The following is a 22,247-nucleotide window of genomic DNA, read 5'->3' on the forward strand; positions in this document are numbered from 1 at the left end:
GGGAAATATTAGGAATTAAATTGTTACTATTTTTAAACTATATCATTTGAAATATTAATTTTCATTATTATTACAATTATTTATTTTTTTTGGTTTTGCTTTAAAAAATATTTGATGATCGGTTTATTTAATATTTCCGATAATAATAAATGATTTTATTTTTGATAATTTTGCTTTGATAGGGCTAATGAGGGATGGATGATAAGCAATTAAGTTGTTTTTTTTATTTATTGGGAAATTAATTTCGGTAATAACATGTATAAATATTTTTTTATAAAAACGAATAATGATACTGATATATTAAAATAGTAAAGCGACTCTAATTTTGTAGTTAGAGTCGCTTTATATTTTAATGAAAATGTTAACTAAGCCTGAGATTCAGCCGTTTTATTTGAGTGAGCATTATTTACGGTTAATGTAACCAGAGCAGAAGCGATAAGCGCAATAATCATAAAGATAAAGGCACTGTTGTAACTACCACCACTGGTGTGAATCAGCCAGCCCATAATAGGAGCGGAAACTACACCGGCCATCTGACCGCCAAAGTTGACAATACCGGATGCCCGACCCATGATTTTGTTCGGAATAGTATCCATCAGGATGCCCCAGAACATCGCCATGGCGAAGAACATAAACAGTGCGGAGATACATTGGTAAACCACGGCCATATCTGCACTGGCCACGGTAAATGTCATATACAGGAAACCGGCAGCAATAATTGCCGTCAGCACATATAACATTTTACGCTGAGGTTTAAATTTATCAGAGAAATAACCGCCCAGCAGAGTACCACCGGCACCAAACAGGAACGGAATGGCAGCCATTACGCCGGTTTTTGCCAGCGAAAACTCACGTACCGTGATCAGGTAGCTGGGTAACCAGGTAGAGAAGCCCCAGAAGGTAATATCAAACAGAAACCAGATGGCGGCCATTTGCCACAGTACCGGCATTTTTAACACTTCTTTAAATGGAACCGGAGCGCTGGTAATGTCTGCGGCGGTACCGTCAGCGGCCAGCTCTGCCAGATCTTCTTTGGTAATGCTTGGGTGATCTTTTGGATTATCACGGGTAAAGAAGTAGATACCGGCAGCAATAAACAGACCGGGAAGGCCCAGCACAATAAACACCATATGCCAGCCAAATGCACCGATGATACCGGCGGCAACAACTACCGCCAGGGCTGGTCCTAAGGTATTAACCGTTGACTGAATTGCCGTTGCTCGCCCACGCTCTTTGGATGGAAAATAGGTTGAGATCATTTTCCATGATGCGGCCGGGAAGCAGCCTTCACCTATACCAAACAGGAAGCGTACTGCCAGCATCAGTGGCAGGGTGAAGACCATACCGGTAATACTGGTAAAGACGGACCACCATGCAATACCAATGGCCATAATTTTCCGGGCACCGAACTTATCTGCCAGAAAACCACCAGGGATCTGGAAAGAAGCATAGCCAATAAAAAATGCGCTAATAATCAGACCTTGTTGTGTGGTATCCAGGCCTAAATCACGACCAATAAAAGGCAGGGAAACGCTCATTACCATCCGGTCAAGGAAAGAGAGCAGCCAGGCCAGCCAAATCAGCGAAAGTATGGTATATCTCGCCTTCCAGGTTTTGGGCTTACCCGTCGGTAAAGTAGATTGTAAACTCATAATGATATCCTTTGGGTAGAGCTGCCCATCGCCGCAGATTTATATGCACGATGGACAGACATCTGTTTATTGTTTTATTAATATTTTTTTCTGATGACACTACCGCTACAGGCATAACTTTCTATGCCGTTAATTAGGGCCAGTCGTCCGTTAACCATCACTACATCAATGCCTTCCGGGTACTGATTTGGTTCGATAAATGTACCTTTATCGATGACCGTTTCTGGGTTAAACACCACAATATCTGCGGCATAACCCTCTTTAAGCAGGCCGCGATCTTCCAGGCCCATCACCTCCGCGGGTTTACCTGTCATTTTGCGGATAGCTGCTTCCCAACTGAGGCATTTCTCTTCACGCACGTATTTACCCAGAACGCGGGGAAAAGCACCGAAAACGCGAGGATGCGGTTTACCGGCACCCATCAGGCCATCGGTACAGACGTTTTGTTCTGGTCGGCAGAGGAATTTAATGACGTGTTCTTCGGTGCCGTAGAAGTCCACCATGCCTACGGCATTCTCTTCTTCATACAGCAGATCGAAGGTGGCGTTGTAAGGGTCTTTACCGCGTAATTCACCCAGTTGAATCAGGTTGAGGCCTACGGCATCCTGATTTTTAGCGGTTTTGGCGCTGGTGACAAAAATCTGGTCTAAACCAGCGAAGTCGATAAAGTTATCCCAACCCGGAATACCTTGTTTAATATCGGCGATCATTTTTTCGCGTAGTTCAGGTGATTCCAGACGTTCCAGCAGTTTATCGGTTCCGCCGGAATGAACCCATGGCGGCAGGATAACCCCCAACATGGTGCTGCCTGCTACATAAGGATACTGGTCGAACGAAATGCGGATACCTTCGGCCTGAGCCTGTTCCAGCATACCCAGCATTTTATCGATCAGATCCCAGTTCTTTTTACCGCATACTTTCATATGGGAAATGTGTAACCAGACCCCGGATGCTTTGGCAATATCAATCAGCTCCTGAGTGGAGGTGATGATGTCATCCGCTTCACTGCGTTGGTGAACGACGAAGATACCGTCATATTTTGCCGTCACTTTACACAGCTCAATCATTTCGGCAGTATCACCAAAAGCACAAGGCATATAGATTAATCCGGTGGATAAACCAAAAGCACCGGCCTTCAGTTCACGCTCCAGAATTTCACACATCCTGGCTACATCTTCGCGGGTAGAAGGCTTACCATCCAGCCCCATGGCTTCCATACGGATATTGCCATGTGGAACCAAATAAGCCAGGTTGGTAGCGGGCTGGTGAGTTTCCAGTAGGTTCAGGTATCCTTCGGTATCTTTGTATTTCCAGTCGATTTTGTCGGTATCGCCATCCAGTCCGGCGATGTTTTTTCTCCAGGCGGCAATATATTGCTCAGGCAGCGGTGCCAATGCCACACCGTCCTGACCCAATAGCTCGGTGGTGATCCCCTGACGGATCTTGGCTGACAGCGCCGGGTTAATAATGGCGGATAAGTCAGAGTGAGTATGGGTATCTATAAAACCCGGACAGACAATTTTTCCGGTGGCATCAATCACCTGATCGTTGATACCAATATTCGCCTTACCGATTGACACAATTCGTCCTTCGTTTACCACTACATCGGCAATGAATCCGTCATTGCCGGTACCGTCTATCACTTTTCCGTTCTTGAATATGGTCTTCATCTCAATTCTCCGGAATGATGTGTTGTAGGGAGAGGCATCATTCTTATTTTTTGTTTTTGATGTTCTATTTTTCTTTGGTATAGGGTTATCAGCCGTGGTTACTTGCCATACAGGCTTTGGATGATGCCGTAATAGCCTGATGCAGAGCCGGTTAACTGACTGATTTCAATAAACTCATCAATGGTATGGGCCAGATTCTCACGGGATGGACCAAAGCCAAGGGTACGGATACCGGCTTCACCGGCGTAGTGGCTGCCGTTGGTGCAGAATGAGTACTGCGTGATAGTGGGTTCGATACCCATTGAACGCACGCCGGATAACACCGACTGAACAAAAGGATCGGACTCTTCAAATACCCAGCCAGGGAAGAAGCGCTCACCTTCAATGGTGGAACCGGTGTAGCAGGACTCTTTACCAAAGGCGTAAGAGACTTTTCCTTTAAATTGCGGGTCGCTGGCCTGTAGCTCTTGCAGTGCGGATTCCAGTGGGGCAATCACGCTCTCTTTGGTTTCACCTACCAGTAAACGACGGTCATAGGTGGCTCGACAGTAGTCAGGAACCACTGAAGCACCCGGATAAGGTGAGGATTTAATGTCGGTCAGCTCCAGAATCCCCAGACCTAACACCGGATGGGTTGGTGGTGTTACGGTGCGGATTTTGTCAATCAGCTGAGACATTTTATATACCGCGTTAATACCGGCCTGTGGGTTAGCGGAGTGGGCTGGTTTACCGAAGGTTTCCACCACGATTTCGGCACGGCCGCGCTGACCAATCTTAAGGTTTAGTTCAGATGCTTCACCAATGATGACATAGTCGGGTTTATAGCGTTCGGTGACCAGACGGGCAGCCACCCCTTCAAAGCACTCTTCGTGCACGATGCAGGCAACATAGATTCGACCCGCAAAGTTACGTTGATGATCCTGACCATAGAAACCAACGGCGGAGATCATGGCGGCAACCGCACCTTTCATATCGGTGGTGCCACGGCCATAAATTTTGCCGTCTTCAATTTCGCCACCGTAAGGGTCACGACTCCACTTCTCTTCATCAACCGGCACTGTATCAATATGCCCATCCAAAACCAGCGTTTTACCCGGTTTATTACCAATGATGCCACCGATAATATTGCCGTATTTATCTACGTGAATATCGTCAAACTGGTAGCTCTTCATTATTTTTTCGATAGCTTTAACGACATTCCCTTCCTGACCTGAATAGCTTTTTTCATGAATAAGGGTCTGACAGTTTTTCACCACTTCATCAAAACGACTTACTGATAACATTGTTTTTTCTCCGTTATTACTCTGAAAATAGGTGATTAATATTTTTTAAAGCTGGGAATTTCTCCGTCCCAGACAATGTCGAGATAGCGTTGCGGGTCGGTATCGCCCTCGGTGCTGATGACTAAAATTCGGGAATCCTGATTCAGTCCTAGTTGCTGGCGAGTTTCCTCCATGGCGGGTGACTGCATCAGAATGGATAGTAAGCCGGTGGTCACCGCGCCGGATTCACCGGAAACGATACGTGGATCGCCTGCCAGCGGGTTGCCTAAGATGCGCATACCGTGGGTGGCAACAAAGTCGGGGCACGATGCAAAACCATCGGCGTAATCCCGCAGTAGGTCCCAACCAATGCTGTTGGCTTCACCGCAGGCTAATCCAGCCATCACGGTTTGCAGGTCGCCACCAACAGGGATGGCATCCCCTTTTTGGGACTGGGCGGAGCGGTACAGGCAGTCGGCGATGAGCGCTTCAGCCACAATCACTTTTGGTCGATTCTTACCGTAAGCGGCGGTTAACATGCCCTGCGCCATTCCGGCAAAGGAACCAACACCAGCCTGCACAAAGACGTGAGTAGGTGGAACCTGATGCAGTTGTTCAAGGGATTCCAGCATCAGCGAACCGTAACCTTGCATAATCCACAGAGGAATCTTTTCATAACCTTCCCAGGCGGTATCCTGAACCACGATCCAGCCATATTTTTCCGCTTGTTCTGCGGTCATTCGTACTGCATCGTCATAGTTCATATTGACGATTTCTGCGGTAGCGCCTTCATTACGAATTGCAGCCAGACGCTCAGGTGAAGAGCCTTTTGGCATATACACCACAGATTTCTGTTTTAGCTGGCGCGCCATCCAGGCTACGCCACGGCCATGGTTGCCGTCGGTGGTAGTGGCAAAAGTCACCTCTTTCAGTATTTTTCTCACTTCATCGCTGGTCATGACATCAAAAGGCAGTTCACTGATATCTTTATTCAGTTTCTCTGCGATATGGCGGGCCATGGCATAAGCACCACCCAGTACCTTAAATGCTTTTAACCCAAAGCGTTGTGATTCATCTTTAAGATAGATGCTTTTCACCCTTAATTTCTCTGACAACGCCGGCAGGTTGTACAGGGGAGTCGGGGCATATCCGGGGATAGAACGGTGAAAATTTAGTGCTTTTATCAGCTCTTCATAGCTAAACGGTTTAAGAGGCGCGGTCGGTCGTTCTGTAAATTCCGTATGGTTTATAAAAAACTGTAATTTATCCTGCATGGAAAAACCTCATGGTCTGTTTTTAAATTTCTACAACGCATTGATTGCAGAAATATTGTTATCGATGAATAGGTAAGAGCAAGAGGTGTGCCATATTGGTTTTTTATTGAAGATATATAGAAGAAAGCGACTATTTGCTGTTGATTCTTAATGAATTAATAGCAATCAATGTGATAACTAAGTTCTGATCCAGTAAATTGCGGCTTATCAATAAGATGATAATTTATCAATTGTGATAAATTATGTGATCTGTATAGATAAATAATTATTTCTATTTAAATACAATAAAATAATTTAAATAAATTTCTATTTTTGAATCTGATGCAAACGATTTATCAAATTTTGATAAATGGATGTTTCTACAAGGATATCTGCTAATGATCTCTGTGCTGAGTAATATTCAGGATGATATTTGTAGTTATGCTGATGCCATTTCCGGTATTACCGGAACGGACGTTGAGATTATTGATGATTCCCTGATTCGCATTGCCGGAACGGGGAAATATCGACATATGCTTAATCAAAACGTAGCCAAAAATGGCTATATCTATCGCCATGTTTTACAGGTGCAGGAAACCGTACTGATTAAAAACCCCGGTGAAAATGCCCTGTGTCAACACTGTGAGAAACATCTCTACTGTTCAGAAATGCTGGATCTGAACGCGCCGATATTCCTTAACGATAAAGTGATTGGTGTGATTGGCATCATTTGTTCAACTCAGGAACAACGCCAGACGCTAATGAATCAGATCGATAAGTTTATTACTTTCATCGAACAGATTGCGGTGATGATCTCCAGCAAAGTGTTCGAATGTCTGGAACGCCTGCGGGCCCAGGAGACATTAGGGGCATTTCGCAGCCTGATTGATGCGATGGATCGCGGCGTAGTGGCCATTGATGGTAAAAATCGTATCTGGCACGCTAATCTTTCCGCTGCCCGACTGTTTAACCGGGAAGTCATCGGCCTGTCGCTGACTATCGAAACCACCGGCGATATTATTTATGGTGATGAAGAAGCCTGGCTAACGCTGGAGGATCAAAAACGCCACGTACTCTGTAAACAGATTTCCCTCTCTTCAGTGGAAAACGATAGCCTGACGATGGTGATATTTCACGATGCCCGGGACTATATGAGCAAAATCACCAACTCACCTTATGAATCAGACAGCCGGGCCCGATTAATTGGCCACTCCCAGCCGATGGCGCAGTTGAGAAATACCATTGCCAAGATTGCTAACAGCTATGCCAGCGTATTGATCACTGGTGAAAGCGGTTCCGGCAAAGAGGTCGTCGCGTTTTCTATTCATCAAAATAGCCCGCGTAAAACTGCACCTTTTGTCACCATTAACTGCGCAGCGATACCTGAGCCATTGCTGGAAAGTGAACTCTTTGGTTACGTTCGTGGCGCATTTAGCGGCGCAGATCCAAAGGGACGGGTAGGGAAGTTTGAGCTGGCAAATGGCGGCAGCCTGTTTTTGGATGAAATTGGCGATATGCCGCTGCATTTACAGGCCAAACTGCTGAGAGTGTTGCAGGAGAAGGCTATTACCCGCGTAGGCTCTAATAATGTGATTAATATTGATGTGCGAATTATTGCCGCTACCAATAAAAATATTTATGACATGGTGGAAAATGGGCAATTTCGTGAGGATCTGTTTTATCGCCTGAATGTTGTGCCGCTGGTGCTGCCTTCGTTAAGGGAACGCCGGGAGGATATTGCCGAGCTGGCCCAATACTTTGCCGATGAGTTTTCAGTAAATTATGCCCGTCAGCGCCAGAAAATCCCGGCGGATATTATTAACTTGCTCTACTCCTATCGTTGGCCGGGTAATATTCGTGAATTGCGTAATGTGATTGAGTATATTTACGTGATGCAAGGGGATGCGACGGGAATTAATGCCAGTCACTTACCGCCCCATTTGTTACATGTGATGAAACAAGAGAAAAGCAGCATCAAAGGCCTTCAACGGCTGGATAAGCAGGGAAAACAGGCCGAACGTGAGGTTATCGAAAATGCTTTACGCCAATATGGAGTTAGTGTGGAGGGTAAAAAGCAGGCCGCTGAGGCATTAGGAGTAGGAATTGCCACTTTGTATCGTAAAATTAAGCAATATGATTTAGCCTGATTGACTGATAACAGATTCTGTTAACGCTGTACGAAGCGAAGGAACCGCATATCTGATGAATCACTTACGCATAATATTTCCGCTGGTGCTATCTTCCAGCTTATGGCTACTGCTTTGCCATTCACTCACTCTGATGCTGGAAAACTGGGCGACTTCAACTTATGGTGTTTCATCATTGGGATGTTCTGAAACATTACGACAGCAGCTAAAACAGTTTAATGAGCAATTGTTAGTACCTGCAATCCTGGCTGGTTTACTCATTAGCCTGTTCTATTTTTTTCTGTTGCATAAGTGTTCCGATCTATTAAAACAGCCTCGCCTGTTGAGAATTTTATGTTGGCTGGTTGGGGCAATAATATTGGGTGTGGTGCTCTATTTTTTCTCTCAAATTGCAGGATTGATGATGTTGTATCACTGGCTTCCCGTTGGTGAGCTTACCACTGATGCTTGTGGCTAAATCAATACAGGGCTGATTGACCTGACACCTTGCTGTCAATGTCATACATTTAATATCAGGAATTAAATTATTTATGAGGCAATCGATGGGCGAGCTGGAACGAAGAGCGAGAGTATTTGCCACTCAGGCACATACTGAGATTAATCAACGACGTAAATATACTAATGCACCTTATATTGTTCATCCGGCGGCGGTTGTTGAGTTGGTTCGTTCGGTTCCCCATACCCAGGAGATGATTGCAGCAGCCTGGTTACACGATACGGTAGAAGATACGATGGTGAGCCTGAAAGATATTGAGCAATATTTTGGTCACAGGGTGGCGAATTATGTGGAAATGTTGACCAAAGTTAGCCGGAGTACCGATGGCGATCGTAAAGCCAGATTCCATCTTGACCTGATGCATACCGCCCGAGCCTGCCCGGAAGCAAAAACCATTAAGCTGGCGGATATTATTGACAATAGCCGTAATATTGCACACTTTGATCCGGAGTTTGCGGTGGATTATCTGGGAGAGAAGCGCAATCAGTTGGAGGTTTTGGTTCAGGGCGATCGCGGTTTATTCCATCGCGCAGAAGAGATGGTGATGCGGGGAATTGATGATGCCAAAAGACGATTAAGTGGCCGCTGATATAGCCTGTTTATGCTATCAATCCACCGTAAGAAAGGCAGCGAATGCTGCCTTTCTTACGCGCTTATCGGAATTATTTTTCCGGCGTCATTATAATGGGACTGTACTCAATCGGAACCCATTTATAGCTTTTGCCTTCAACGCCAACGTGCCCAAGCCCGGGGAACGGCAGATGCGCCCCTGCAATCCACAGGTCGTTTTTAGCGATATTAGCGAACAATTTTTTGCGGGTTTCTATGGCCTGCTTACTGTTAACATCAAACTCAAGCGCCACTTCAGGATGAGCAAATTGAATGGAGTGGCTGTGAACGATATCACCCCAGACCAGCAAATTCTGATCCTTTGAACTGAATAAATAGGAAGAGTGACCTGGCGTATGACCAGGTGTTGCTATGACCTCCACTCCAGGAATCAGGGTATCACCGGGGTTATAGACTTTAAACTTATCTGCTGTTTGATAAGGTGTTACGGCATCCTGAGCCATTTTGAATAGTGGTTTTGCCGTATCTGGTGCTTTAGCCATCACTGCCGGGTTTAACCAATAATCCGCCTCGGCTTTAGAAGCGTAGACGGTGGCATTAGGAAATGCCATCTTACCGTCATCAGCGATACCACAGGTATGGTCAGCATGCAGGTGGGTTAATAGTACGGTATCAATTTGCTCAGGAGAGTAACCCGCAGCCTTAAGATTGCTGTTAATTGCTCCCAACGTTGGGCCAAAGCACTTAGCGGTGCCGGAATCCACTAACACCAGATTTTTTCCGGTATTAATCAGATAGGCGTTAACGGCGGTTTGAACACCGTTATTACTGTCGATAAACATTTTATCCATCAGGGTTTTGGCGTCTTTAGCACTGATCCCTTTAAGGAGTTTATTATCGATTTTGACATAACCGTCATACAGTGCGGTAATTTCAAAATCGCCTAATTGCATGCGGTAATAGCCGGGAACTTGTACTTTTTGTTGAGCTGGCGTTGATATTTTTGCCACAGCGGGCTGTGCTGTCGCAATTAAACCGGTTCCCGCTATTGTCAGAGCAAGCAGGATCCGGCGAACGTTTGTCTTCATACCTGATTTTTCCTGATGATATCCCTATTAACTATAGAGGCATTGTGGTCAAATAAAAGTTATCCGGCTATTTTTACAACACGACACTGTTGGCATAACGGATAACTGTCGATATATGGTTTTAATAACTGATACATAACTTCAAACTGGTTACCATATATATAAAGAGCCGTTTCGGTATTGCCCTGATAATAGCTGTGTATGCTGCCTTCATCACCCAAAAGTTTTTCAATCTCAGCCCAGACGTCATTAATATCGCAATTTTGGTAGATATCATCCGGCAGGTCCGTGCCATTAAGATAGAGGCCAAGCCCTTCATGTTCACCAAAAGGGATGACTTTATCTCCAATGCGTAGTCTGGAACCTTTAGGAGAAAGCGTATTTTTCAGAAAATTTAAGATGTGCCCGATCGCCTGTTCGCTGCTATCAACGGCTTCAATTTCAATATCGCACTCCCGGATTTCACCATTATCTTCCAGTAGCGAACCACCACCGCAAATCTCGCCGATATTTTGTTTCTCGAGTACAAGGCTTAGGGCATCTTCTAAATCTGCGCGATGCATTGGTTGTAGTTTGGCGTTCAGTGTGATGGCAATAAATGCTTTTTGGGGCGTTTTCTTGCCGAAGAGGTTTTTAAACATGTCAGATTCCTTCTGATCGCTGTTATTTTTCCATAGTCTCAACACATGGTCATTGAGGGCAAATACATGATAATGATTATACCCGGTAAATGATGTAATCAGTCCCTTATTTTGTTAATAATTTACAGAGAACATTTTGCTTTCAGTAAGCAAAGGGGGAGGAATGAAAGTTTGTTATGTGGCCTATGTTTCGGGGATTGTGCAGGGTGTTGGGTTTCGTTATTACACTCAGCAACAGGCAGCGGCGCTTGGCGTGACGGGATATGCCTATAATATGGATGATGGTCGGGTTGAGGTATACGCCTGCGGCGAGCAGCAACAGGTAGAGAAATTACTGGCGTGGCTTAAGGTTGGGCCAAAATCGGCGAGGGTGGAAAGGGTGTTGGTAGAGCCGCGGGCGGTGAAGGATGTGGAGGGGTTTAGGATTAGGTATTGAGGCTGGATATATTCAATATGGTAAAAATTTTGCTGCTTTAGGTGTTGTCGGGCATTGTTTTGGTTCTGTGTCTGTTTCGCCGCTTTAAGTATTGTGTTTATCTCGACAATGGGGTTTGCGTCGAGCAGAGGGGCGTTGGGGCGAACGCCCCTCAACACCCCTGACTCGACGCGGGCAGCGGGGCTGAGTCAGGTTCAGTACTTGAGGCGGCGAAATGTACACGGATCCAACAACACTCTCAAACAACAGCAAATGCTTCAGGGCAACCTTAATCCTCCAAAATATACGTACTATCAAATTTCAGGTAGACTAACCACATCATTTTCCCGGTTTTTAATCACCCTAATAACTACGTCAGGATCTTCTATGACTCATCCATCCGTGTCGATTCAGAATCTTCATACTTTTGGTTTACCCGTTCATGCCCGGCGCGTCATTGTTGCTGAATCTGCGGAGCAATTGGTTGAAGCATGGCAGGAGTCTGAACAACAGCAGTGTTCGGCATTGCTGCTGGGCGAAGGCAGCAATATGCTGTTTTTAGAGGATTTTGACGGTTGGATTATTCAGAATCGTATTAAAGGCATGGAAATCGGCCAGTCGGCCAATAATTGGTATTTGCATGTTGGTGCTGGTGAAAACTGGCATGAGCTGGTGCGTTATGCGCTGGAGCATAATATTGCCGGATTGGAAAATCTGGCGCTAATCCCTGGCTGTGTAGGTTCTGCACCCATCCAAAATATTGGTGCCTATGGTGTTGAGCTAAAAGACGTTTGTGAATATGTCGACTTATATAACCTGAGAACAGGAGAGTTGACTCGTCTGAAGGCTAATCAGTGCCATTTTGGTTATCGGGAAAGTATTTTTAAGCACCAGTATCGCGATGGTTATGCCATTGTTGCTGTTGGCTTAAAGCTACCGAAACAGTGGAAACCGGTACTAAGCTACGGCGACCTGCGTCAGTTTGAACCGCAAACAGTGACCCCAATGCAGGTATTTGATGCCGTTTGTGCCATGCGTACCAGCAAATTACCCGACCCTAAGGTCACCGGAAATGCCGGTAGTTTCTTTAAAAATCCGGTGGTGAGTGCTGAACAGGCTGCTGGTATTCTGAAAAACTATCCGACAGCACCACATTATCCCCAGACCGACGGCCAGGAGAAACTGGCAGCGGGCTGGTTGATTGATATGTGCCAGTTGAAAGGCCATCGTATTGGCGGTGCTGCGGTTCATCAACAGCAAGCGCTGGTACTGATTAATCAGGATAATGCCACCTCTCAGGACGTCGTTGCTTTAGCTTCCTATGTGCAAAAGCAAGTTGCGGAACGTTTTAATGTTCTGCTGGAACCGGAAGTTCGTTTTATTGGCAAAACCGGTGAGCGTAACGCGCTTGAGGTACTGGCATGAAAAATATCGCAGTGCCGCTACAACTGGTAAAGATATTATCTGATGGCGATTTTCATTCCGGTGAGCAAATCGGTACCGAGCTGGGAATGAGTCGGGCAGCCATCAATAAGTATATGCAAACTCTGAAGGACTGGGGGCTGGATGTATTTACCGTTCCCGGCAAAGGTTATAGTTTGCCCGCGCCAATCCAGCTACTTGACGAACAATTAATTAAGCAACGTTTGCCCGAAGGGCACGTGACCGTATTACCGGTTATTGACTCTACCAATCAGTATCTGATGGAACGGCTCGACCAACTCCGGTCCGGCGATGCCTGCGTAGCTGAATACCAACAGTCCGGGCGTGGTCGTCGTGGGCGCCAGTGGTTTTCTCCTTTTGGTGCTAACCTCTATCTTTCTATGTTCTGGCGTCTGGAACAGGGGCCCGCTGCGGCTATTGGCCTTAGTCTGGTGATTGGTATCGTCATGGCTGAAGTGCTGAGAAAATTAGGTGCTAAAGGGGTTAAGGTGAAGTGGCCTAATGACCTGTACCTGAACGATCGTAAGCTGGCCGGAATTCTGGTGGAGCTCACGGGAAAAACCGGAGATGCCGCCAACGTGGTGATTGGTGCCGGTATTAATTTGAGTATGCGCGAGCCGGACAGTAACGTGGTCAACCAGCAATGGGCGAATCTGGCGGATAGTGGCATTGCCATCGATCGTAACGAATTAGTGCCTTGCTTGCTTTCAACTTTGCGTGAGTCTCTGATTCAGTTTGAACAGCAAGGGTTGGCTCAGTTTGTTTCTCGCTGGCGTAAGCTGGATAACTTTATCGACCGGCCGGTGAAACTGTTGATTGGTGAACAGCAAATTCACGGTATTGCCAGAGGCATTGATAAACAGGGCGCATTATTGTTGGATCAGGATGGCGTTCTTAAACCTTTCATCGGCGGCGAGATTTCGCTGCGTCCTGATAATGGCTAATAAATACCCCGCATTAATTGCGGGGTATTTCATTGAACACAGGAAAGTTCGGTTATTTACGTAGTCGAACTTTCTCTACCGCATGATTATCCCCTTTAGTCAGAATCAGGCTGGCCCTTTCTCTGGTAGGCTGAATATTCTGAATCAGGTTCTTTCCATTAATCTCCAGCCAGATATTGTTAGCGATATTAATCGCTTCTTCTTCAGACAACTGTGCATAGCTGTGGAAGTAAGAGTCAGGATCGGAGAATGCGCCTTTGCGGAATTTAAGGAAGCGATTAACGTACCATTGATGCAGCAGCTCTTCTTTAGCATCCACATAAATGGAGAAATCGACAAAGTCGGAAACGAATACCCGGTGCGGTGACTGGGGATAATCCATTCCGCTTTGCAGTACGTTAAGACCTTCAAGAATCAGAATATCCGGTTGCTCAATGGTCTGCGTCTCACCCGGTAAAATATCGTAAGTCAGATGCGAGTAAACCGGTGCTTCAACCCGCGGCACGCCTGATTTGATATCTGAAACAAAACGCACCAGATTCTGAATATCGTAAGATTGGGGAAACCCCTTTTTCTGCATCATATCCCGTTCACGCAGAATATGGTTGGGGTGCAGAAAACCATCGGTAGTGACCAATTCAACCCGTCGGTGTTTAGACCAGCGACTCAGTAGCGCTTGTAATACCCGCGCACTGGTACTTTTACCTACGGCAACGCTACCGGCTACGCTGATAATGTAAGGAACCCGCTGGTTTTTAATTCCCAGAAACTTCTCCAGAACCGCCTGATTTTGCAGGTTACTGTCGATGTAAAAATTTAACAGGCGTGAAAGCGGCAGATAGACCTGAGAAACTTCGTCCAGCGACAGGTCTTCGTTAATCCCTTTCAGGTTAATAATTTCTTGTTCGGTTAACGTCAATGGCTCTGAATCCCTCAGAGCTGCCCACTGCTTACGACTAAATTCCATGTAGGGGCTTAAAGTAAATAGTTGTTGTTTGTTATTCATAAACCGTACTCTGTTGGTCAGCATCCTGTGTATTGTTATTGCGTCATAGCTGCGGGCCGAACAAGGGAATAGTCGACGTGAGGTGACATTATAGACATCTTCGGCTAAAGCCGAGTAGTTTTTGTGCCCTAATTGATAATTTCTTTGATCTTTTTGGATGACCCTCGCTGATTGGTAGCGCAAAATAACGATGATATGGGCGATAATCGTGAACGATATGATTAAGGGGCATGATGTGATATCGAATGGGATACAGCTTCGGGTTAAAGGAAAGGTACAGGGGGTTGGTTTTCGCCCTTACGTATGGCAATTAGCGCACGATTTGTCGCTGGCTGGCGATGTCTGTAATGATGCTGAAGGTGTGCTGATTCGTCTGGCGATGCCGCCTGAAGACCTTTATCAAACCTTTTTGACTCAGTTATATGAGCGTTGTCCACCACTGGCTCATATAGAAAGCATTACGCCTCACGCTTTAAACTGGCAAACGTTACCGCTGGATTTTACTATTCGCAGCAGCGGTGAAGGTCATATGGATACTCAGGTGATACCCGATGCGGCAACGTGTTCCCATTGTCTGAGTGAGCTTTATCATTCTCAGGATCGTCGCTACCGCTACCCTTTTATTAACTGCACCCATTGTGGACCACGTTTCACGATTATTCGCAAAATGCCTTATGACCGACCCAATACGGCGATGGCTGAATTTCCTTTGTGCCCAGCCTGTTTAGCGGAATATGAATCACCGGCCGATCGTCGTTTTCATGCTCAACCTAACGCCTGCCCGGTTTGTGGTCCGCATATTTGGCTGAGTCGCAAAGGCGATCCCTCAACGAATAAGATAATCGGAGAAGAAGCCTTGCAACAGGCCGCTGATTTATTATTAAGCGGCGGGATTTTGGCCATAAAAGGTTTAGGTGGTTTTCATTTGGCATGTGATGCCACTAATAGTGATGCCGTTAATGAGTTACGCCAGCGTAAACATCGTCCATCCAAGCCTTTGGCCGTCATGTTGCCTTCGCCGGAATGGCTGAGTTACTGTAGTCAGGAACATGATGATGCATTAAAACAGCTGTTAAAAAGCAGTCCGGCTCCGATTGTTTTGTTGACACAATCGCTGGGTTCTCCTTTAAGTGATGCTATTTGCCCGGGGCTTGATGAAGTGGGGGTGATGCTACCATCAAATCCTTTGCAGCATCTGTTGATTGGTATGGTGAACCGACCGCTGGTGATGACTTCTGGTAATGCTTCAGGTAAACCACCTGTGCTGTCAAACCCGCAGGCGCTGGATGACTTAATCGATATTGCCGATCTGTGGCTGATGCATAATCGGGATATTGTGCAGCGGGCAGATGACTCGGTAATACGTTATCACCATGGCAAAGCGGAAATGTTACGTCGCGCCAGAGGTTATGTTCCTGATGCCATTGAACTGCCCGGCGGCTTTGAACAGATATCGCCGATTCTTTCTATGGGTGCCGATTTGAAAAACACGTTCTGCCTGTTAAGAGGCAACGCCGCGGTACTCAGCCAGAATTTAGGAGATCTGGAGGATCTGGATATCCAGCAGCAGTATCAGCGATCGCTGACACTATTTGAGGATATCTATCATTTTGTACCAGAATCTATTGTAGTGGATGCGCATCCCGGCTATGTCAGTCATCGTTACGGCAGAGAACTGGCGGCGCAACGTGGATTACCGGTTATTGAGGTTTTGCATCATCATGCTCATATAGCTGCCTGTCTGGCAGAGCACGGCTGGCGAAAAGACCAGGGATCGGTAATTGGCCTGGCTCTGGATGGTTTAGGATATGGCGAGGGTGGTCAGTTATGGGGTGGGGAGTGCCTGTTGGTTGATTATCAGCATTGCCATCATCTTGGCGGATTGCCCGCAGTAGCAATGCCGGGAGGCGATAAAGCCGCTTCTCAACCATGGCGTAATCTGTTGGCTCAGTGGTTGCGCTTTGTACCCGACTGGCAGAAGTATTCCGCGGCTGCAATGATTACCAGAGAAAATTGGCAGCCGTTAGCCATTGCTGTTGAGCGAGAGTTAAATTCACCGCCGGCTTCTTCTTGTGGTCGTTTGTTTGATGCCGTTGCCGCCGCACTGGCAATCTCTTCCTCTGCTATCAGCTGGGAAGGTGAGGCAGCCTGTAAACTGGAAGCACTGGCGCGGCAATGTTGTCGAACAGCTCACCCTGTGACGATGCCCGTTGTTAATAATCAGTTGGATTTAGCAACGTTCTGGCATCAATGGTTGATATATCAGGCACCTGCTGCCGAGCGGGCCTATGCATTTCATGATGCATTAGCGCAAGGTTTTGCTACCATGGCAAAAATGTCAGCCCGGCAGCATCAAATCGATACTGTCGTACTGTCCGGTGGGGTTATGCATAATCGTCTGTTACGAGGGTTATTGGTTCACTATCTGAGAGATATGCATGTGATTTGGCCAGAATGTTTGCCGATGGGAGATGGTGGTTTATCTCTCGGGCAGGCAATTATTGCAGCAGCTCGTTAATAAGCATCTATCATTGATCTGTTATTGGAAACTGGTGGGACAATAACGCGCGCCAATATCAGTTAAGGGTTTTTATGAAATTATTTACGTTACTTTCCGCCACGGGAATGATTTGGCTTGGTGTTCTGTTCCCCGCGTATGCACAGCATGATGAACCGCAAATGACTTATACCGGCCAAATAGGGAAATCCCCGGTGGTGGTTGAGCTGGTTGCTTCTGATTCTAATGAAGTGACGGGGCGCTATTTCTATTTACGCTATCGTAAAGATATTGCCCTGACGGGAGTTCAGTCAGAGGGGGGCAGCCTTACTCTGTATGAGAATGAAAACGTTAATGGTAAACAAAAAGCACCCTGGATGATGTTAGTTCCGACCCCGGAAGGCGGGCTAAGCGGTCAGTGGCATGGTGATAAAGCAAAAACTGCGGATGTGTCATTGTTGCCAGCGATTGTCCCGGTTGGTAAAGAACGGGAGCTGACGCCTTATCAAAATGCACTAAGTAAAGATAATCTCTATGATTATTTGCGCCTGCTGAATATGCCGTTGAAAGCTGAGAGTGAACAGGAGTTTATGGGGTATCGAATTCGCTGGTGGAAAGAGCCGGGGTCCGGTATTCGTATGTTTGAACTATTGTCTGGCTACCCTCGGGAGCAGATGGCTCAGGTTAATGTGAGATTGAGAGAGCGTTTATGGCGTGAGGTTGTGGACTATCATGGCTGTATGTTGGGAGGGTTATCCGGCAATTCCGGGCAGGCAGATTTTAATCAATCGGTGAAACTCACCTATTTTTCATCTTCGGTGATTAGTGCATCGGTATTTACTGATTATTACTGTGGTGGGGCACATCCTGATTTTGCTGATTCTCCCATCAATTTAGATATGAAAAGCGGCAAGGAGCTGGCGCTTGAAGATGTCATTTGGTTGGGCAAAGGTAAGCCGGTTTATTACAACGAGCAGGGGGGAGATGATGTCAGTTTTGAAGCGTTCTCCAGTTATCGAAGCGCTGTTTTTGCCCCCTGGATTGTGGAGCAAATGCGTAAATTTCATCCTTCTCAGATGAAAAAGAGTGATGAATGTGATTATAGTACGGTTGAATATTGGTCATTTGTGAACTGGCATTTTACTCCAAAGGGGCTCTATTTTAGCCCGTCATTTCCCCGTGTCGCCCGGGCATGTGAATATCCTGACTGGTCAGTATTACCTTATGCCGCCATCAAAAGTCACGCCGGGAGTTTTAACATAGCTGATTAATCGATAGTGGTGCTGTAAGGATTGCATAAGTAAAACAGCACCGCATTGATATCTTTCTTAATTTTAACAACACTTTAATCTGCTTATTTTTATGCGGTCTATTCTGGTTTTTAATGCGTAAAATTAAATAATGTAAATAAATTTTATTTATATGAAACATCTTTTTGTTTGTTAATCAAGTGTGTTATTAAAATATTAATACCCTTAAAAAATTTTAGTTTTTATTTCCCCTATTAAAATTCACATAAAAAGTGTTTCTTTATGAGTGGTTAGAATAAATTTATAGCACCTTTAAGTGTGTGGTTATTTTATTTTTTTATAACCATAAGTGATATATTTTTAATCAAAAATATCATTTTAATTTTTAATTAATTGTTTTTATTGAATTAATAATATTGTTAATCAATTGTAAATAAAAATAATTATGTATATTTGATGAGCATGAATAGTGCGTCTAGCATTACATTAGAATAACCATCAAAAGTGTCGTTACAATTCATTTGATAGGGTGGTCAGTAAGCAACATAACATTGTTATTCATAAGTATTATCTCCGAAGCCTTTGGGAAAGCTTTTAGGGGGAGGGATGACTTATATCTGAAATCCGAAATACTAAATCTTATTTGCGGAATTCAAGGAGTGTTTAAATTGCTTATAAAAACGGCTAATAAAAGCCGGGGGTACTCCTCATGTCCTCAGAAATATCATTATTACAAAGATCTTTATATCTCACTGGAAATTCTCTTTTAATGTTAACCCTTTCCGCCTGTGGTGGGGGAGGAGGAGGAGGCGGTGGCGGCGGTGGTAATGATGGTGTTGGCGGTACTGCTGCTCCTGTCACACCTCCGGTGGTAACGTCAGCGCCAGTTATTTCGGCGACAGAACCCTTTACTCGTGATACCAACAACCAGAATCTGTTTATTACCCAGGCAGCAGAAGCGCGTATGGCGGGATATACAGGTGCTGGTGTGATTGTTGGTTTAGTAGATAGCGGAGTATTAACTTCTAATCTGGCACTTCAGGGAAAAATTGCTCAATCGCTTACTTATGTTGATCCAAGTACTAACAATACCAGCGTGGGCGATGTCCGTGGTCATGGTACTTCGGTGGCCCAAACCTTAGCAGACCAGAGAGTTGGGCCATTCTCCGGTGGTACTGCACCCGGAGCGACAATTGTCAGTGCCCGAATTATTTCTGATACCTCTACTTCCGCGGGGACTAAGGGTTATTCATTAGCGCAGGTCAATTATGATGTGGCGAATGCCGGCGCTAAAATTCTGAATAATTCCTGGAGTATGCCTGACTGGTCGATTACGGATACATCAACCACGAATAGCTATGTTAATGCTTATCAATACTTCGTCGTTTCCCATGGCGGGTTAGTTGTATTTGCCAGCGGTAATGACAGTGATATTACACCGACCAAAATTGCCTCTTTGCCAACGCTTGCAAATTCAGCCGCTTTAGAGAAAGGATGGCTGGTAGTGAGCGCCGTAAACGTGAACCGACCGGATGAGCTGTCTGCTTATGCAAACGCGTGTGGTATCAGCATGAATTATTGTCTGGTGGCACCGGGTACGGTATCCGTTCTGAGCCAGAATGCACAAACTGGTGAGTTAAGCACTTCACTGGTTTCTGGCACATCATTTGCCACTCCACAGGTAACGGGTGCAGCCGCGATGGTATGGCAGGCATTTCCCTATTTCACTAATGACTTAGTTCGTCAGACTTTACTGGGAACCGCAACCGATATAGGTGATCTTGGTGTTGATGCAACCTTTGGCTATGGCATGCTGAATGTTGATGCTGCAGTACGTGGACCGGCCAAATTTGATTGGGGCGATGTCAGCGTTTCATTCAACGATTATAGCTCAACCTGGGGTAACTCAATCAGCGGTGCGGGCGGTCTGATCAAGAATGGTACCGGAACACTGATACTTGGCAAGGATGCGACCTATACCGGATTAACTCAGGTATTAGGCGGCACACTGGCTTCAAATAACGGATTAGCTTCCGCGGTAAACGTTGGCCCTTCCGGTACGCTGGATGTACGCCGCGTTGGCGGCAATGTCAATAATCAGGGCAGCGTGATATTAAGTAATGGTCAAACTAACTTTGACAGTAACTATACTCAAACGGCTGACGGTCATTTGGCGCTGATATTAGGTTCTACACTGAATGTTAAAGGTAGTGCATCTCTGGCTGGCGATCTGCATGTCTTAGCCGTTCCTCAAGGGTATGTAACCACCACTCAACGTCAGGACGTGTTAACGGCGCAGGGCGGAGTAACCGGGCAATTTAAAACGTTCACCAAGGCATCCGGTGTTTTTCTGGATGCGACACCTGATTACAGCAGCAATCAGGTTTGGCTAAATATCCAACGGGTACAGGCCACGAATGTGGCAGGTGTTGAATATAACGCGGCAGCAACCTCAGGCGCTACTCGGGTTGAACAAGCGTTCACTCAGTTGGATCAACAACTGGCCAATTCACCCACTCCGGCTGATGCTAAAATGTCTGAATTTATGAGCGGAGCAGCCAGCCTGCAACAGTCACCAAATGTTCAGGCGGCTCAAGCCTCTCTGGAGAGCCTGTCCGGACAACTGCCCGCGGCCTCTATGGCAATGACCATGCAAGCGGTTAATGTTAATAACCGTCAGGTTTCTGACCACATTGCTCAACTGATGGACTCTCCGCAAAATAATGCCTGGACCGGCAATATTAATTACCAGAGCAATCTGAACAGCACGGGTTTTTCTGGTGTTAATTACAATATGAATGGTTGGGTCATGGGACAGGATGTTTTTCTGGATAAAAACACCTTTATCGGTAGCGCGCTTACCCGCAGTGATACCTATGGTAGCCTGAGCCGTGGCTCAGAAAGCAGTAGTGGTACTGTGGGTGAAGCTTCGTTGTATGGCGGTAAGATCCTTGATTCTTACTATGTTACCGGGCGTATTGCATCCGGTTACTATGACGGTCAACAAAAACGGATGCTGCTGCTGGGTAATCAAACGGCACGAGTCAACAGCGATCAAAGCGGTAACTACTTTACTCTGGGTAGTGAAATGGGTTATCGCATGAAGAAAGAGGGCTGGCAGTTTATACCTTATGTTGATACCCAATACATCAGTCTGAAACAGGATGCCTTTAAAGAAAACGGCGCTTCTGGTTTTGGTTTACAGGCTAATGCACAGACCACCACGCGCTGGCAGGCTGGCGCAGGTGCTCGTGCCGGTTACGGTTGGGATATGGGAAGTAAAGGTAAAATTAACCTGACGGCCCAGACTCACTATCAACGGGCCATCGCTCAGGATAACGGCAGCTATAACGCCAGCTTTACCGGAGTGAATCAATATATGCCGTTGGATGGTGTTCCACTCTCTCGCGACGTAATGATGGTTGGCAGCGGCCTGGAGTGGGAGTTCTCGGATAACATGGCGCTGAATATGATGTATGAGCAGTATTTTGCTGATAACCAGCAGTCGAATATGGTGAATATGAATGTTAGCGTCAGGTTTTGATTTGCCGTAAATTAGAGCTGAAGGTTTGGGAGTAAGTTTCGTCCGCTAATGATATTAAATCTGACTCGACTATTGTGCGGCGGCCGAGCAGAGGGCATTAAGGCGAATGCTCTCTGCACTCCCGCGCCTTCGCACACGAATCCAGGTCGCGCAAGGGTGAAACACCGCAAGGTGTTTCATAAGTGCCCGTAGCCCGGCTAGGCCCGGCGCACTCTGTATCTGATAACCACTCAGAACTCATGGCCCTTCCGGCCGTACACCTCAGTTCATATAGGTACTGAGTTATTACGGCCGGAATACCCACAACCGCCAATTTAAAGAATCAAAAAACATTCCCCTCAGAACGCAAAAAGCGCCCCAACGGGGCGC

General features: G+C 46.1%; 16 protein-coding genes. 9 read left to right on the top strand and 7 right to left on the bottom strand.

Features of this window, described 5'->3' with window-relative positions; all coding sequences use genetic code 11:
- Positions 1 to 365: 365 nt before the first annotated feature.
- The 4 genes from LPW36_RS11690 to dpaL form a co-directional block, all read right to left on the bottom strand.
- Entirely contained in the window at positions 366 to 1,652 is a 1,287-nt protein-coding gene (locus LPW36_RS11690) for an MFS transporter (RefSeq protein WP_230609821.1), read from the bottom strand.
- 77 nt (positions 1,653 to 1,729) lie between these two features.
- Complete coding sequence (locus LPW36_RS11695; protein ID WP_230609822.1) at positions 1,730 to 3,322, bottom strand: N-acyl-D-amino-acid deacylase family protein; 1,593 nt, start codon at positions 3,320 to 3,322, stop codon at positions 1,730 to 1,732.
- 98 nt (positions 3,323 to 3,420) lie between these two features.
- Entirely contained in the window at positions 3,421 to 4,605 is a 1,185-nt protein-coding gene (locus LPW36_RS11700; protein ID WP_230609823.1) for a YgeY family selenium metabolism-linked hydrolase, read from the bottom strand.
- A 35-nt stretch (positions 4,606 to 4,640) separates the two neighbouring features.
- Complete coding sequence (gene dpaL / locus LPW36_RS11705) at positions 4,641 to 5,858, bottom strand: diaminopropionate ammonia-lyase (protein WP_230609824.1); 1,218 nt, start codon at positions 5,856 to 5,858, stop codon at positions 4,641 to 4,643.
- Between the two features lie 377 nt (positions 5,859 to 6,235).
- Between dpaL and LPW36_RS11710 the strand changes: the two genes are divergently transcribed.
- The 3 genes from LPW36_RS11710 to LPW36_RS11720 all read left to right on the top strand — a co-directional run bounded on the left by LPW36_RS11710 (position 6,236) and on the right by LPW36_RS11720 (position 9,069).
- A complete protein-coding gene (locus tag LPW36_RS11710) occupies positions 6,236 to 7,984 on the top strand; it encodes a sigma-54 interaction domain-containing protein (RefSeq protein WP_230609825.1) in 1,749 nt (582 codons plus the stop codon).
- Positions 7,985 to 8,039: 55 nt separating this feature from the next.
- Entirely contained in the window at positions 8,040 to 8,441 is a 402-nt protein-coding gene (locus LPW36_RS11715) for a hypothetical protein (RefSeq protein WP_230609826.1), read from the top strand.
- Between the two features lie 73 nt (positions 8,442 to 8,514).
- Positions 8,515 to 9,069 carry an HD domain-containing protein gene (locus tag LPW36_RS11720; RefSeq protein ID WP_230609827.1) on the top strand — a complete coding sequence of 185 codons (555 nt, stop codon included), beginning with the start codon at positions 8,515 to 8,517 and terminating at the stop codon, positions 9,067 to 9,069.
- A gap of 73 nt (positions 9,070 to 9,142) precedes the next feature.
- On the opposite strand, the gene LPW36_RS11725 is transcribed toward LPW36_RS11720, so the two are convergent.
- Both LPW36_RS11725 and LPW36_RS11730 read right to left on the bottom strand, forming a co-directional pair.
- Positions 9,143 to 10,138: an MBL fold metallo-hydrolase gene (locus tag LPW36_RS11725; protein ID WP_230609828.1), complete on the bottom strand. Its 996-nt coding sequence runs from the start codon at positions 10,136 to 10,138 to the stop codon at positions 9,143 to 9,145.
- 59 nt (positions 10,139 to 10,197) lie between these two features.
- Complete coding sequence (locus tag LPW36_RS11730; RefSeq protein WP_230609829.1) at positions 10,198 to 10,779, bottom strand: hypothetical protein; 582 nt, start codon at positions 10,777 to 10,779, stop codon at positions 10,198 to 10,200.
- Between the two features lie 163 nt (positions 10,780 to 10,942).
- Here LPW36_RS11730 and yccX point away from each other — a divergent pair, with 163 nt between their 5' ends.
- From yccX to birA, 3 genes are all read left to right on the top strand, one after another.
- Complete coding sequence (gene yccX / locus LPW36_RS11735; protein ID WP_230609830.1) at positions 10,943 to 11,215, top strand: acylphosphatase; 273 nt, start codon at positions 10,943 to 10,945, stop codon at positions 11,213 to 11,215.
- A 366-nt stretch (positions 11,216 to 11,581) separates the two neighbouring features.
- On the top strand, positions 11,582 to 12,619 hold the full coding sequence (gene murB, locus LPW36_RS11740; protein WP_230609831.1) for a UDP-N-acetylmuramate dehydrogenase: 1,038 nt from the start codon (positions 11,582 to 11,584) through the stop codon (positions 12,617 to 12,619).
- Complete coding sequence (gene birA / locus LPW36_RS11745) at positions 12,616 to 13,581, top strand: bifunctional biotin--[acetyl-CoA-carboxylase] ligase/biotin operon repressor BirA (protein WP_230609832.1); 966 nt, start codon at positions 12,616 to 12,618, stop codon at positions 13,579 to 13,581. Before murB ends, birA begins: the two co-directional genes overlap by 4 nt.
- A 52-nt stretch (positions 13,582 to 13,633) precedes the next feature.
- Here birA and coaA read toward each other — a convergent pair whose 3' ends face one another.
- Positions 13,634 to 14,587 (bottom strand): type I pantothenate kinase, encoded by a 954-nt coding sequence (gene coaA, locus LPW36_RS11750; protein WP_230609833.1) that lies wholly within the window; start codon positions 14,585 to 14,587, stop codon positions 13,634 to 13,636.
- Positions 14,588 to 14,804: 217 nt separating this feature from the next.
- Between coaA and hypF the strand changes: the two genes are divergently transcribed.
- From hypF to LPW36_RS11765, 3 genes are all read left to right on the top strand, one after another.
- Entirely contained in the window at positions 14,805 to 17,105 is a 2,301-nt protein-coding gene (gene hypF, locus LPW36_RS11755; RefSeq protein WP_268991662.1) for a carbamoyltransferase HypF, read from the top strand.
- Positions 17,106 to 17,179: 74 nt separating this feature from the next.
- Complete coding sequence (locus tag LPW36_RS11760) at positions 17,180 to 18,355, top strand: hypothetical protein (protein ID WP_230609834.1); 1,176 nt, start codon at positions 17,180 to 17,182, stop codon at positions 18,353 to 18,355.
- Between the two features lie 748 nt (positions 18,356 to 19,103).
- Complete coding sequence (locus LPW36_RS11765) at positions 19,104 to 21,878, top strand: autotransporter serine protease (RefSeq protein ID WP_230609835.1); 2,775 nt, start codon at positions 19,104 to 19,106, stop codon at positions 21,876 to 21,878.
- Positions 21,879 to 22,247 lie beyond the last annotated feature (369 nt).

It is taken from the genome of Limnobaculum eriocheiris (assembly GCF_021010575.1).
Taxonomy (GTDB): domain Bacteria; phylum Pseudomonadota; class Gammaproteobacteria; order Enterobacterales; family Enterobacteriaceae; genus Limnobaculum; species Limnobaculum eriocheiris.